Source organism: Enterococcus sp. DIV0901a, from assembly GCF_051711525.1.
In the GTDB taxonomy this organism is placed as follows: Bacteria; Bacillota; Bacilli; order Lactobacillales; family Enterococcaceae; genus Enterococcus_B; species Enterococcus_B faecium.
Map to the genome: position 1 here is coordinate 1,717,553 of NZ_JBIOMW010000001.1, position 13,502 is coordinate 1,731,054.

The 13,502-nt window shown below is 33.8% G+C and carries 12 protein-coding genes; 6 read left to right on the forward strand and 6 right to left on the reverse strand.

Annotation, left to right across the window (positions count from 1 at the left end):
• Window positions 1-340: 340 nt before the first annotated feature.
• The 6 genes from IGL70_RS08205 to IGL70_RS08230 form a co-directional block, all read right to left on the reverse strand.
• Window positions 341-2,854: a sigma 54-interacting transcriptional regulator gene (locus tag IGL70_RS08205; RefSeq protein WP_104857789.1), complete on the reverse strand. Its 2,514-nt coding sequence runs from the start codon at window positions 2,852-2,854 to the stop codon at window positions 341-343.
• Window positions 2,855-3,025: 171 nt separating this feature from the next.
• Window positions 3,026-3,736: an HAD family hydrolase gene (locus IGL70_RS08210; protein ID WP_002337773.1), complete on the reverse strand. Its 711-nt coding sequence runs from the start codon at window positions 3,734-3,736 to the stop codon at window positions 3,026-3,028.
• Entirely contained in the window at window positions 3,730-4,557 is an 828-nt protein-coding gene (locus IGL70_RS08215; protein WP_002306989.1) for a PTS system mannose/fructose/sorbose family transporter subunit IID, read from the reverse strand. The genes IGL70_RS08210 and IGL70_RS08215 overlap by 7 nt, the downstream gene beginning before the upstream one ends.
• Entirely contained in the window at window positions 4,554-5,363 is an 810-nt protein-coding gene (locus IGL70_RS08220; RefSeq protein ID WP_002331056.1) for a PTS mannose/fructose/sorbose/N-acetylgalactosamine transporter subunit IIC, read from the reverse strand. Before IGL70_RS08220 ends, IGL70_RS08215 begins: the two co-directional genes overlap by 4 nt.
• A gap of 13 nt (window positions 5,364-5,376) precedes the next feature.
• Entirely contained in the window at window positions 5,377-5,868 is a 492-nt protein-coding gene (locus tag IGL70_RS08225; RefSeq protein ID WP_104873781.1) for a PTS system mannose/fructose/N-acetylgalactosamine-transporter subunit IIB, read from the reverse strand.
• 60 nt (window positions 5,869-5,928) lie between these two features.
• Entirely contained in the window at window positions 5,929-6,345 is a 417-nt protein-coding gene (locus tag IGL70_RS08230) for a PTS mannose transporter subunit IIA (protein WP_002306992.1), read from the reverse strand.
• A gap of 1,138 nt (window positions 6,346-7,483) precedes the next feature.
• On the opposite strand from IGL70_RS08230, the gene IGL70_RS08235 reads away from it, so the two are divergent.
• From IGL70_RS08235 to IGL70_RS08260, 6 genes are all read left to right on the forward strand, one after another.
• Window positions 7,484-8,323 (forward strand): CPBP family intramembrane glutamic endopeptidase, encoded by an 840-nt coding sequence (locus IGL70_RS08235; RefSeq protein ID WP_181042714.1) that lies wholly within the window; start codon window positions 7,484-7,486, stop codon window positions 8,321-8,323.
• Between the two features lie 152 nt (window positions 8,324-8,475).
• Entirely contained in the window at window positions 8,476-9,648 is a 1,173-nt protein-coding gene (locus IGL70_RS08240; protein ID WP_104807992.1) for an IS256-like element IS1542 family transposase, read from the forward strand.
• A gap of 243 nt (window positions 9,649-9,891) precedes the next feature.
• Window positions 9,892-10,812, forward strand: a complete 921-nt coding sequence (locus IGL70_RS08245) for a nucleoside hydrolase (protein WP_002299844.1) — start codon at window positions 9,892-9,894, stop codon at window positions 10,810-10,812.
• Window positions 10,813-10,834: 22 nt separating this feature from the next.
• A complete protein-coding gene (gene dcuC, locus IGL70_RS08250; RefSeq protein ID WP_086300149.1) occupies window positions 10,835-12,241 on the forward strand; it encodes a C4-dicarboxylate transporter DcuC in 1,407 nt (468 codons plus the stop codon).
• Window positions 12,242-12,245: 4 nt separating this feature from the next.
• A complete protein-coding gene (locus tag IGL70_RS08255; protein ID WP_086300150.1) occupies window positions 12,246-12,716 on the forward strand; it encodes a GNAT family N-acetyltransferase in 471 nt (156 codons plus the stop codon).
• A 55-nt stretch (window positions 12,717-12,771) separates the two neighbouring features.
• Complete coding sequence (locus IGL70_RS08260; protein ID WP_002299848.1) at window positions 12,772-13,500, forward strand: GntR family transcriptional regulator; 729 nt, start codon at window positions 12,772-12,774, stop codon at window positions 13,498-13,500.
• Window positions 13,501-13,502 lie beyond the last annotated feature (2 nt).

The window sequence follows — 13,502 nt, forward strand, 5'->3', positions numbered from 1 at the left end:
AAGCGTTTTTTATTGCACTAAGTCGTAATATAAATAATCAAACGCTTTTTCAAATTTTTTAAATTAAAAAATTGAGAACAGCTTTCAATATCTTAAACCGTATATTCTCTAAAAATATCATGGCTTACACGTTCTATCCTAAATAAAGTTTGACTGGATCACCATACAAAAATTAAACTCCATGTAGAATAATACGCGGCTGACGAATTCCTACATGAAGCTTATCTATGACTATAAATATTTAAAAGTAATGAATAAAAGAAAACTAATCAATGATACACGTTTAGTGGTATTGATCATACTCAAATAAAAAATATTCAAACAGATGGATTCATACTTTCTATCCTGCTAAAATTTCATAAAGTATATATAATTCCCATGTCGATATTTTGATTTTATAAAACTGTTCCAAAGTATAGAAAATCGTTTGTGTATTTTGATAAAACAATTTGTTGTTGATTTTCAGCTGGTTGATATCTTCTGGGACTGGATAGTCTTTTGCACCAAGTATCGTTCGTTCGACCATCAAAGCTAGATGCATCATTAAATTGAACTTCATTTTAGCATTCAACTGAAGACTGAATCTTTTCTCGCACTTTTCTACTACATCTTCTACTTGCCGGATAATTACATCAGGGTTTAAAAATTCGAGTTTTTCAGATAAGCCTTCTTTTGAAAAGAAATGGATGAATTCGTTCGTTAATAATGGAACACTACTAGGATGAATTAGGTTTTTCAATTGTCTATTCAATTTATTCTCTGCATCTTCATCCAAAACATCAATTAGATTAATACTGGGAACCGGGGTTGTGTTATCCAGATAGGAAGTTGTCAAGATCAACGCCGTCTCTTTCAAATATCCTTCTTCCGAAGAAGCGCGTTCTAATGCGCTCACTAATTCTCCGTAATTTAATACGATTAGCTTAATATCAGGATTAAAGTATTTTTCACAGATCATTTTTATTTTCTTAGCAATATCACGACCAGATATACTGGAAATAATGACATTTTTTTCTACGGCAAAACCTTCAAAATACTGGATATTCGTTACAAAATCACTTTCTGCCGTTTTTGCAATCTCATAAAAAAGATTTCCATTGATTAGTTGCTGTCCAATCTCTAGTGCATAAGAGGTAGTTAAATTATTAATAACTAATAATTCTCCTAAAATTTGAGGCTTCAAGCTCTTATATAAATGAGTTAATGAGCCCATATCCACAAGCATGATCACTCCTTCAGATGTATCTCTTTCTGAAAGCCAATCATTAACTTTTGTGATAATATCTCTAGCAGAAGATGATAAAGGCATATTGATAGCATCAAAAACGTAATCTCCACACATTTTATTTGCCACAGCTTGAATACTACTAGCAGTCGCGTTTCCATGAGCTACTAGTAATGCTTGGTAACGGATGTCTTCTGAGACCTTGCCGATCAGCATTACACCTAAGAAGAAAGTAACAAAGGGGCGAATTTCTAGAGGAAGCTCTCTTGTGAGATTAGTAGTTAAAAGTATAGTTCTAGGATACTGTTTTGATAGTAGATGTATTTTTTCTTTTAAATTTTTTTCTGGTAGTTTTCCTTTTAAGATTTGTAGTAACCTGCAAACAATTTCAAGGGGTTCTAGCGTCATCGCTTCATTGTCAATGATTCTACGATTTTGCTTTTGGATGCTTGTTTTCATACTTAAAGACAAACTATCATTTGACAAAGTCACTACATTTTCTAAGTATTGACTATCAAATTTTTGTAATTTTTCTTTTAATTCAGCAAATTCATTTATATCTAATATAGGCATCAGTCTCTCTGCAAAAATCTGGTATTCCTCAATAGATGGACTAGATGTAGAAGGGTAAGTTATTTTAACTGTTGTTTTCTTATCTTGACCTATAAATAATGTTTGACTATGAGGTGTCAGCCTTAATGCATCAGCACAACTCATCCTTACCTGATTTGATAAGCTTCCAATATTACCTGAAAGTTCTTGTGTTGTTAAGGCAAAAAAATTCTCGTTTGAAATAACTATATTCTTTTTTATTCGCTTTGCTTCTCTTTCAAACAAATATTTGACTAGCTCTACACGCTCAAATATTGGTCGTTCATGAAAAGCTGGTAATTCAACAATAACGGAAATACGTCGATAAAATGTCGGTAATAGTGCTTCTTCAGGCGTTTCAGTCGTTGCAAATAATAATCGAACATTCGAAGAAATCATTTCTGCTTCTTCGCCGATAGGCCGAAAATTCCCTGTATCCATAAATTGAAATAGTTTTTCCTGATTCTCGTGAGATAATCGATGTACTTCGTCTAAAAATAAAACACTATCATCAGCTTGCGCTAAAAGACCAACCTTTTCTTTTTCTGCTCCTGTAAAAGCACCTTTTGTGTGTCCGAATAGAATAGAAGATAATAACTCAGGGTTATTGGCGTAATCTGCACAATTGAAAACAAAGAAATTTTTTGTTCCTTTACACTTGTTTTCTTTAAGATATTTAAAAATTAAGTGTGCTAAAAAACTTTTTCCAACTCCACTTGCTCCATGCAAAAGAAGTGGTAATCCTAATGGTGGATACAATACCGCTGCCTTACACGTCTCAATTGCTCGTCTAGCACTGCCATTACTTCCAATATACTGAGCAAACGCGTCTTTCCCACCTTTGTTTTCTGATTCGGCAATTGACCAATACACTGGTTTTGTTCCGCTTTTTTGTATTTCATTTTGATCTAATAACTCATTCAAATATAAGCTTGTTGCTGAGCGACTTAATGAGATAGAATCAGCAATCTCCTGTGTCGTCAAAGTAGTTGCTTCAGATAATAAATTTAGTAACTGTTCTCTCGTTTCTTGTCGCATACTTAAACCTCCCTCATAAAAAAATACAGTATATGATAAGAAATGGAAATGTCATATTTTCCAAAAAGCCTCACAACAGATGAAATATTAAAAAATCAAAACTACTGCAGTCAGAGTGCATCAAATCATACTCTTAGCTACAGTAGTTTTTCCTATGGGACACGGCTCTATTTATTTCGAATGTAGTAATTCAGATAATATCAAGGTGGCTGCTTCATTATCGGTTTTAGCTTGTAGAATCTCTGCTGCTTCATCGTCAACAAAATGATTCAACCAGATCGGACACCAGCCGGCTAATCTAGATGGAATAACATCATTTTGATAACTATCCCCTAAATAGTAAATTTTTGTTATCTTTTCTGGCAATTGTTTAGAAACTTTTCGAAAACAGCTTACACTTGGTTTTGCATCACCTAACTTTTCCGAAATAAATTGCCATCTCGGTTCGATAAAACGATCAAGATCTAATTGTTCTAATTTTCTTTGCTGTTGCTGAGTGAATCCATTTGTTATAATTCCACATAGAATTCCACTTTTTTTCAAAACATTTAAAAGCAAAGACATTTCGACTGACAAAGTCTGTTTGCTTTGACATAAATGATAGTAAGCATCTAATTCCGATAAATTGGTATTCTTCTTTAAATTTAATGTTTCCATCACTAGTAACCATCGTTCGTCTTTCTTTTTTGTATCTAGTTTTCCTTCTTGATAAAACTTATAAATCTTTTCGCTATGACAGCGAAATTCATGATAAAGACGCTTTAAAAAAGGTTCTTCGAGGAAATAGTCAGGATAGTACTTTCGGATGGTACATTTGAAGGCACTATAATTGTCTAATAATGTATCATCAACATCGAAAAAAACAGCAATGTTTTCTAGCATATCCCTAACAGACCTAATATAATACCTAAAAACATAATACCAAACATTACTACATTTACGTTGACTTTTTTCCGTAATAACCAAAATGCAAATAACGTCACCGCTAATGGTACGATACCTATAAATAATTGATCAAGGTAATCTTGAATTTTCATCACTTCTTTGCTGCCTTCTACGCTCACCTCTAAGATGGTCTTGAATTTGACATTCGATGCTGTCATTGATCCCATCATCATTAAGCCCAACATACTTGAAGCTTTTGTCAAAATTTTCATTCCACCTGATTCATACATTCGTTGAATAAAACTGGCACCCACAGAATAACCGCTATACAGTGCATAATAGTGAATGAGAAAAGCCGGAATATTATAAATCAATAAAAATATGATTGCACCTAGCGGAGAACCGGTTGCTGCTAAAGAGATACCGATACCCGCTGCGATTACCCGTAAAATACCCCAGAAAAATGAATCACCAATACCTGATATTGGTCCCATTAATGATGCTTTAACAGCAGTGATTGAACTGGCGTCAAAATGTTCATCTTCACTATTTTGCTTTTCCATTGAAGCAACTAATCCCATGATAAAATTATTAATATGCATCGTTGCATTGAACCAAGTTGTATGGCGAACAATTGCCTCTGCACGTTCTTCTTTTGTTTGATAAAAACGATTGATAACTGGCAGCAGCGTATAGATGACGCCTACTGCGTGGTATTGCGTTGCTCCAGTACGACTGGCATTCATCGTCCATGAACGCCAAAAGACAGAACGCATCATTTTCTTTTCTTCTTTTGTCAAGTTTTCTTGGAATTTCATGCGAAAAAGTCCTCCTCTTCTTCTGCTTTTGTCATTAGCCCTTTATCGTGCCTATTACCATTTTTACCAGCCTCTCTAATTTCAATATCCCGCTGAGCGCTGACAACACAGATAACACCCCCAATCACAGCAACAGCCACTGCCGGAAGTTGTAAGTAAGCGGTTAGAACAAATCCAAGGATATAAAAAACAGCTAACTTATTGTCCCATAAGAGCTTCATCAACATGGCAAATCCAACAGCAGGCAACAACCCTCCAGCTGCACTAAGACCATTCATTAGACTCTGAGGGATATGTTCAACAAAGGAATTTACCGGACCACTCCCCGCTAAAATTCCAATGAAAGAAATAGATGCAATGATTAAATAATAGATCACCCATGTACCAAAATGCAGCGTAAGGATCATTTTTTGGTTATTTTCACGTGCAGCTTTATCTAAAGCTGGAGCAAAGATATTCATGAAAACATTTTTCAAAAACATAACGACAAATGCAGCTAACATACCAATTGGCACAGCGAGAGTCATTGCTGCTTTTTGTTCTACATTAGAAATGATGGCGAAAGTTGTAGCTAAAGTTGTGGCCGTTACTGGCTCTGCTGCTATCACTCCGCCAATATTTACATTTCCTAAAAATACGGCTTCCAAAGAGGCTCCCATCAAAATACCCGTTTTCATGTCCCCCATTAAAATACCTGTAACGAGACCTACTACTAATGGACGTTCCATCATACTTTGTCCAGTCAAATAGTTACCCGCAAAACAGATAAATACTGCTAAAGCTGCCATAGTTGCGTGCATTAACATATTTTATTCCTCCCTATTCTAATGCATCTTTTAAACTTAATTGCGGATTTGACGGCAACACCTGGTTGTAACTATTTACTCGATTTAACTTAGCTAATTCCTTTGCTGCAGCTAATTCATTAGGATTCAACTGCACACTAGGAAATATCATTTTTTTCGTTGATGGATCAGATTTATCAAATCTACCTGCGTTAGCAACATTGACTGTTTCTATGTTTTCCACATTTTGAGCTATTTTATTTGCATCGGATATGCTATTTACAATGACAAAAATTCGTTTGTCGGCTCCTCTTGGATCATTGAATATATTGATAGCATCATCCACCGAACGAATTAATAGTTTCATTCCGTTTGGTACAGCCATCTTCAATGTCATTTGCATGACCTCATTTTTTGCTGCTTCATCATTAGCAACCACTAATAATGGCGCATTTAATTCTTTCGTCCAAACTACAGCTACTTGACCATGGATTAGTCGATCGTCCACACGTATTTGAGTTATCATCCTTTTTTCCTCCTTATTTTGTATCAAATTACTATAATAGTTTCTTCTTACACTTTTGATTTAAAAAAATGTCTCTTCTGTAGGCAAATCTGTTGATACTAAACGAACCTGGCTTATCTCAATTGCTTCGTTTATACTTTCTTTTGTAAAGACTTCATTTTCCGGTGTGAGGACTAAAGATAATATAATTGCTAAATTACTATTAGAAATGACAAACAATTGATCTTTTTTTTGTTTTATCAGTTCTGCTACCACTGTTTGATTTACACTTCCGCCAAACAGATCGGTAAAGATAATTCCTTGTTCTCCTTCTTCGATAGAATCTATAAAGTTCGAAATGATGGGCGTATAGTCTTCATTTGTTAAATATGCATTAATGACTTCAAGTTCTGCTCCTTTATCAGCTAAAATCGCCATTGAATTTTGAAAACCGCTTGCCAGTCGCCCATGTGTTGCAACTAAAAATTTTTTTTTCATATTTTTCACCTCACTTTATATTAAGCAAATACTATGCCAAAAAAGAAAAGTATAAGAAAGTCCCATTTCTTGAGCTTTCTTATACTTTTCAAACTGTTTAAACAGTTTGATTTACTTCTAAACAGATGGTAATAGGTGACAGAAAGCTTGTTAGTAAATCTGCCTAAACCAGTAGTACCTTTCCTTTTAAGTTATAACGAACTTCGAACCTAATTAACTATACATATGCGTTTTCGCTAAGGTTAACTTTCATTCAATATATGAGAGAAAATCCTCTTTTCACAAAAATTTTAAGGTAAGACTACTAATAATCCAAAATGTAAAAAATAATTTTTTATCACTCCCGAAAGATGAATTTTTCAATTACAAAAAAGCCACTTTTTTAAGTGGCTTTTGAACGGAAGCTCATTATCATCATACTTATAGGAGATGGTTTAGTGCTAGCAGAATAATGATAATGACAAGAGTACTATCACAAATACTCCTTAGAATAGTTTTCAAAAGGAAGATAGTTGTCAACGGTCTGTGATAGTGACTTAATTATGTCACAGTAATAGAAATAAAAATAGTTTGAAAATTTTACTGTTTTTAGAATTTTTTTAAATCTATAAATAAAAAATATTCTCTTAACGGTTATTATGGAACATGTTTTTGGCAAATACCTCTCTTAAGCAAGCGCTAAACTTACACTTCAAAGAGCTAAAATTCTCTCTCAATATTTTATTGAGACAGCTTTTCATAATGATTTCGTACTATCATTTTTCTTCTTTATTTACTTTATAAACGGCCTTTATTTATCTGCCTTGGTCTCCTGCTTTGAAAGTAATCAGCTTTCACTTAATTTTTAAGGATGTACTGCTTTCAGCAGGTTACTAAGGAAGAAAAAACAGTATTGTCAATTAGCAATATGCCTAATTTCAATGGTAAACCAGAAATTTGATTTAACAATCAAAAGATATTATGAAAACACATATATTTTTGAAAAAGTATAATGATCCTATTTAAATACCATGAAGTATCCGGCATTTCTATCTATAGATGTGCTGATAGAATAAAAATCATATTTTAGAGAACTCACTTTACTCTTTACTAAATAAGTATAGTTAATTAAAATTTAATAATAAAAGGAGTTGGATTTATGAAAATAATAAAAAAAACCGTTGTAATCTTAATACCTCCCATTTTAAGTTTTTTTATTGCTTTTTTTGGTTTGTTTATTTCAAGCTATTTAGAGTCCATTTTTTATGAACAGTTATTTCCAAATTTACAAGGAAATCTATTTGTTAGCCTAATAATGGATGTATTCTTTTTTTTGATGATTAGTTTCCTTTTTATCCTTCTAACTAAAATAATTTATAAAGATATACGTATACTAGGTTTCTCCAAAAAGAATTTTTTTAAAAACTTTTTCTTTGGGTACCTTACTGGAGCTTTTATAATTACTTTTATTGTAGCTGGCTATGTCCTAGTCGGTGGTGCTGATTTTCAAGAGGTTTTTTCGAAATCTTCTTGGTCTAAATTACTAATAAGCATAGTGTTTTATCTAGCACAAGGATCACAAGAAGAAGTAATTAGCCGAGGTTTCGTATTAGGTGGAATTGCTAAAAAAACTAATCTTTTATGGGGAGTTATAGTAAGTAGTTTATTTTTTATGTTAATGCATCTTAGCAATACTGGAGGATTCACTCTAGAGTTATTAGATTATTTTTTGATCGGTATGGTTTGGGCTTTACTAAGAATTCTATTTTCTAACACCTGGGTAGCCGCAGCCTCTCATGGAGCCTATAACTTTTTTATGTCGGACTTTTTTGGTTTAGCAAACTCTCCAAAAGATAGCGAAGGCATACTTTTTCAAACTATCTACCATAGCTCAATTGATTATATGAGTATAATTATTTCATCTATTGTGTTGGTAATACTTATTATATTAGTATGGCGAAAAAGAAATACTCTTAATAAGCCACTAGAATTTGAGTGAAATGTTTTATTTCAAAATAGTTATATCCTATTAAGAACTTTTTAGCTAGTACGATAAAGTCCATATAATTGTGTAAAAGATAAAAGGCCATGTAACAGCCCTTTTACGGTACAATGTTTTTAACCACAAAAACATACCCAGGAGGACGTTACATGACCCAAGTACATTTTACACTGAACAACGAAGAGGTTCAAAGTATTATTGAACATTCGGTAAAAGATGATATTTCTAAAAATATTTTAACCACTGTTTTCAACCAATTGATGGAAAATCAACGAACAGAATATATTCAAGCCGATGACTATGAACGTTCAGAAAGTCGTCAGAGTCAAAGAAATGGCTATTATGAGCGAGACTTTACGACTCGTGTGGGTACACTCGAATTAAAAGTGCCTAGAACACGTGATGGTGAATTTTCACCGACGGTGTTTGAGCGTTATCAGCGAAATGAAAAGGCACTGCTCGCTTCAATGCTTGAGATGTATGTTTCGGGCGTTTCGACACGTAAAGTTTCAAAGATTGTTGAAGAGCTATGTGGAAAATCTGTATCGAAATCTTTTGTTTCTAGCCTGACTGAGCAGTTAGACCCGATGGTCAACGAATGGCAGAACCGTTCACTCTCAGGTACGAATTATCCTTATCTGATGACTGATGTTCTCTACATAAAAGTCCGTGAGGACCATCGAGTGCTTTCTAAAAGCTGCCATATTGCGATCGGGATAACAGAAGGTGGCGACCGTGAAATCATTGGCTTCATGATTCAAAATGAAGAAAGTGATGACACATGGTCCATCTTCTTTGAATACTTAAAAGAACGCGGCCTAAAGGGGACAGAACTCATCATTTCTGATGCCCATAAAGGCCTAGTGTCTGCGATTCGTAAGTCATTTACCAACGCAAGTTGGCAGAGATGCCAGGTCCATTTTTTAAGAAACATCTTCAGTTCCATTCCAAAAAAGAATTCAAAACCGTTTAGAGAAGCAGTAAAAGCGATCTTTAAGTTTACGGATATTGAACTCGCTCGAACAGCTAAGAATGCCTTAGTCGGTGAATATATCGACCAGCCTAAATATACAAAAGCCTGCGAAATATTGGATAATGGCTTCGAAGATGCCTTTCAATACACGGTTATCGGAAATAGTCATAATCGGCTAAAAAGCACCAACCTTCTTGAACGACTGAACCAGGAAGTCCGCAGAAGAGAAAAGATTATTCGGATTTTTCCCAACCGAACGTCTGCCAATCGATTAATTGGAGCTGTCCTTATGGACCTTCATGACGAATGGCTCAGTTCTACAAGAAAATATATTAAGTTTGATCAATGAGAGACCGGTAAAACATTGTATAGTATTTTACACAGGATTATGGACTTGACTGCTAGTACTATACTTAGAGTTAACGATTATTACAAATTAATATTTTTTCTAAATATAAAATACTAGTCACATGTCTTGGAAATATTAGAAACAATATAGAATAAAACGTTGTATCTAAATTTGACTTATATAATACAATGTTGTATTATCTTTTTGGAAGCGCTTCTAAAAAATCAAGAAAGAAGAGAGATTATGAATAAAAAATCAGTAATTATTAGTACCGATCCAGGCATAGATGATGCTGTTGCCCTTGCACTCGCATTATTCAGTGAGAATCTAGACGTGAAGTTAATTTGTCCCATTTTTGGAAATGTCGGCTTAGAATACACTAAACTCAATGTGGAAAAGTTACTAACACTATACAAAAAAAATCCTCGTGTTGTTTTAGGGAGTGCACATCCCCTCCTAAAAAATGTGATCAATGCCAGTAATGTTCATGGAAAAACTGGAATGGATGGTTATCTATTCCCAGAACCAACTATTCACTGCGAACAATCATTAACAGCTGTATCAGCGATGCATGAAACTATTACCCAGGAAGAAAATAAAACGACAATAGTAGGCATAGGCCCGCTAACTGATATTGCTTTATACATCCATCTATATCCTCATGATTTAGATAAAATAGAAGAAATCGTTGTCATGGGTGGCAGCCTAGGAAGAGGAAATTATGGGGTATTATCTGAGTTTAATTTTGCTGCTGATCCGGAAGCTGCAAAAATTGTTTTTGATAGTGGCCTTCCCATTAGAGTTGCCCCCATGGAAGTAGGTCGTCAGGCAAAAATCATGCCGGAGGTTTCAAAAAAAATAAAGGATTTTGGAATAATAGGTAATATGTTTTATCAACTATTTTCAAAATATCGCAGTGGCAGTTTCGAAACAGGACTCAACATGTATGATAGTTTAGCTGTAGGTTTAATATTAAATCCAGATATGTTTGAGACTGTTAAAACAAGAGTTGAAATTGAAACAGTTGGTAAATTAACTACTGGTGCATCGTTAATTGATTTAAATGGGTATCTCAATCTCCCTGCTAATGCAGAGGTCGCTACCCATGTAGATCCAAATAAATTTGAAAAATGGTTCGTTGCTTCGATTGCTAAAACTTTTTAATAAAAGAAAGGTTGGGCTGTAAATGAATGTTTTATTGACTTGCTTCATTGGATTATTGGCCGTAGGAATCCTCGTTTATATGTTACTTAAAAAAAATGATATAAAGATGACTCTACTAATATTAGGTATACTACTGCTATATATTGCAATTTTAATAGGTGGACATTTAGAAATAAGTGAAAGTACTGGCACTTCTTTGTTAGATCCTTTTCAAGTTGTTGTTGACCAATTCACGAGTACGTTAGTAGGACCAGGCTTCGTTATATTGATTTTAGGAGGCTACAGCGCTTATATGAATCATATTGGCGCAAATAAAGTTACTGTACAAGCTTTAACAAAGCCTATTTCAAGGATTCGATCCATTTATTTCCTTATTCCCATCGTTTTTTTAATCGGAAATCTATTGTCATTAGTTATTCCAAGTGCTTCAAATTTAGCAATTATTCTGTTAGCAACTTTATATCCTGTTTTGCGATCTGCTGGAATGTCCAGATTAAGCGCAGCTGCAATTATTGGTACCTCAGCAACAATTGTACCAACACCATTGGGATCAGATAATGTAGCGATAGCATCTTTGCTAAATATCAATGTTACAGACTATGTGTTTAAAAATCATGCTATCGTTTCAGTGCCGACGTTACTAGCAATTGCTCTTGTACATTACTGGTGGCAAAAGCATGAAGATAAGAAGAGCAAAGAAACTTTATCTTATGAAGAAGAGCTAAACTTATATAGCTCCAGCAATTCTGATGAGGAGATCCAAGTTTCTTACTCAGGTATCAAAGCAATTGTCTATGGTATTTTGCCTTTACTACCGATTATCTTGCTTCTAATTGTGTTTATAGGAAATATTGTTTTAAATACCACGTTAAATATAAGTGTCCAGGTAGTCAGTTTAATTAGCTTTATGATTGCTGTTATCATAGAGTTCTTCAATCGTCGTTCAATAAATACCGTATTAAAAGAAACTAGTTACTTTTTTGAGGGTATGGGAAATGTGATGAATATCGTCGCATTATTAGTTTCTGCTCAAGTATTCGTTCAAGGCCTTACTTCGATTGGAATTATTGAGATTATACAAAAAACAATGGAAAATATTAATAGTGCAGGTATACTTTTACCGATTGTAATGGTTGCTTTTACAGCTATTATTGTTTTACTTAGCGGTAGTGGAACAGCTTTACTATTTGCAATGATCCCTTTAATGATCCCTTTATCTAAAGCAGCTGGAATAGACCCTGTCGCTTTATCTATTCCAATGCAATTATCCGGCAACTTACTGAGAGCGGTTTCTCCAGTGGCTGCTGTGGTTTTGATTGTTGCTGGAACAACAAAATTGTCTCCCATGCAAATTGTACGCAGAACTTCTGTCCCAATGGTATTCGGAGTAATTTTATCACTAATACTATCTATCTTATTTTTTCAATAGACCAATGACTTTAGATAAAAGATTAGCCACAGTAAAAGACTATTTACAGATTAAAGCTCTTATTGCTGATGGAAAGCGACAAATGATAACAAATGGTATCAATCAATGGACTAATGCTTATCCTAGTTCTGGGACAGTCTTGAAGGATATTACAGAGCAACAATTATGGATTTACGGTCATCCTATTTATGGCTGCGTAACTCTTACAACAAGCGATTGTTCGTTATTGATCCAACGTCTAGTTGTTCATTCCTGTTACCAACGAAAAGGCATAGCTCGTATGATTTTAAAAGACATTATCACAAAGGAAAAAATCAGGCCCACTGTTCATAATATTAAATTAATTACGAATCATTCTAATTTTCCTATGCAAAATTTAGTTAAGGATCTAGGATTCCATTCTAAAAGAGCTTATATAATTCCTGGACGTGAACATTTTGGTGATTTCATTGAATTTATCTATCCTCTTTACTAAGTAAACAAGTAATATGTTAAAATTAATTATATACTTATGCGAGGAATGGTGAAATATGCATCGTACGCCAAAATATGTCCAAGTTTATAACCAAATTTTATTAATGATCAAACGTTCTCAGTTTCTTCCTGGTTCAAAATTGCCATCGGAAGAAAAATTGACTAGTGATTTTAATGTTAGTAGAGTGACATTAAGGACTGCATTATCTTTATTAAAAGAGGATGGAATCATTACTAGTATTCATGGTCAAGGCCATTTTGTTAATTTTACACACGCCCAAAAAAGCAAACAAGGTCTTCGCTCATTAAGTTGTCCTCTTTTAGAGAGTTTGACAGTTCCTATAGAACAAATTTCAAAAAAAGATGCTTACTATTTTAAGAATCCTAGTAGTATTTTTACAGATAAATTATTTGAAGTGAAAGATATTTCCTATTTCACTTTAAATGTATGGTATGTACTGGGCAATTCAAATATAGCAAATATTTTTTCTATTTTATTACCAGAGACAATTGAAAAATTCAACCTAAATCTAGAAGATAAAAATCAAATTATCCAATTTCTAGAAAAAGACATTTATGAAGATGTGAGTAATTCAAAGTTAACTATTACTATTTCTTCAAGAAATCCCGATAGTTTTAGAAGAGGGTTTGCTGAAGGCGAAAAACTGGTTTTGATGACTGAAGACTTGTATTCAAACACCGGAAAGGTATTGGCCCAGAATAAATATTATATTGCAGAAAGTTTTTTCAGAACATCTCTAGTCAGATATCGTGACATTCATTGAAC

What these genes read in the sequence shown, in the direction of transcription:
- IGL70_RS08205 (WP_104857789.1), bottom strand. Translation starts at nt 2,854, where the DNA reads ATGCGACAAGAAACGAGAGAACAGTTACTAAATTTATTATCTGAAGCA.
- IGL70_RS08210 (WP_002337773.1), bottom strand. Translation starts at nt 3,736, where the DNA reads ATGCTAGAAAACATTGCTGTTTTTTTCGATGTTGATGATACATTATTA.
- IGL70_RS08215 (WP_002306989.1), bottom strand. Translation starts at nt 4,557, where the DNA reads ATGAAATTCCAAGAAAACTTGACAAAAGAAGAAAAGAAAATGATGCGT.
- IGL70_RS08220 (WP_002331056.1), bottom strand. Translation starts at nt 5,363, where the DNA reads ATGTTAATGCACGCAACTATGGCAGCTTTAGCAGTATTTATCTGTTTT.
- IGL70_RS08225 (WP_104873781.1), bottom strand. Translation starts at nt 5,868, where the DNA reads ATGATAACTCAAATACGTGTGGACGATCGACTAATCCATGGTCAAGTA.
- IGL70_RS08230 (WP_002306992.1), bottom strand. Translation starts at nt 6,345, where the DNA reads ATGAAAAAAAAATTTTTAGTTGCAACACATGGGCGACTGGCAAGCGGT.
- IGL70_RS08235 (WP_181042714.1), top strand. Translation starts at nt 7,484, where the DNA reads ATGAAAATAATAAAAAAAACCGTTGTAATCTTAATACCTCCCATTTTA.
- IGL70_RS08240 (WP_104807992.1), top strand. Translation starts at nt 8,476, where the DNA reads ATGACCCAAGTACATTTTACACTGAACAACGAAGAGGTTCAAAGTATT.
- IGL70_RS08245 (WP_002299844.1), top strand. Translation starts at nt 9,892, where the DNA reads ATGAATAAAAAATCAGTAATTATTAGTACCGATCCAGGCATAGATGAT.
- dcuC (WP_086300149.1), top strand. Translation starts at nt 10,835, where the DNA reads ATGAATGTTTTATTGACTTGCTTCATTGGATTATTGGCCGTAGGAATC.
- IGL70_RS08255 (WP_086300150.1), top strand. Translation starts at nt 12,246, where the DNA reads ATGACTTTAGATAAAAGATTAGCCACAGTAAAAGACTATTTACAGATT.
- IGL70_RS08260 (WP_002299848.1), top strand. Translation starts at nt 12,772, where the DNA reads ATGCATCGTACGCCAAAATATGTCCAAGTTTATAACCAAATTTTATTA.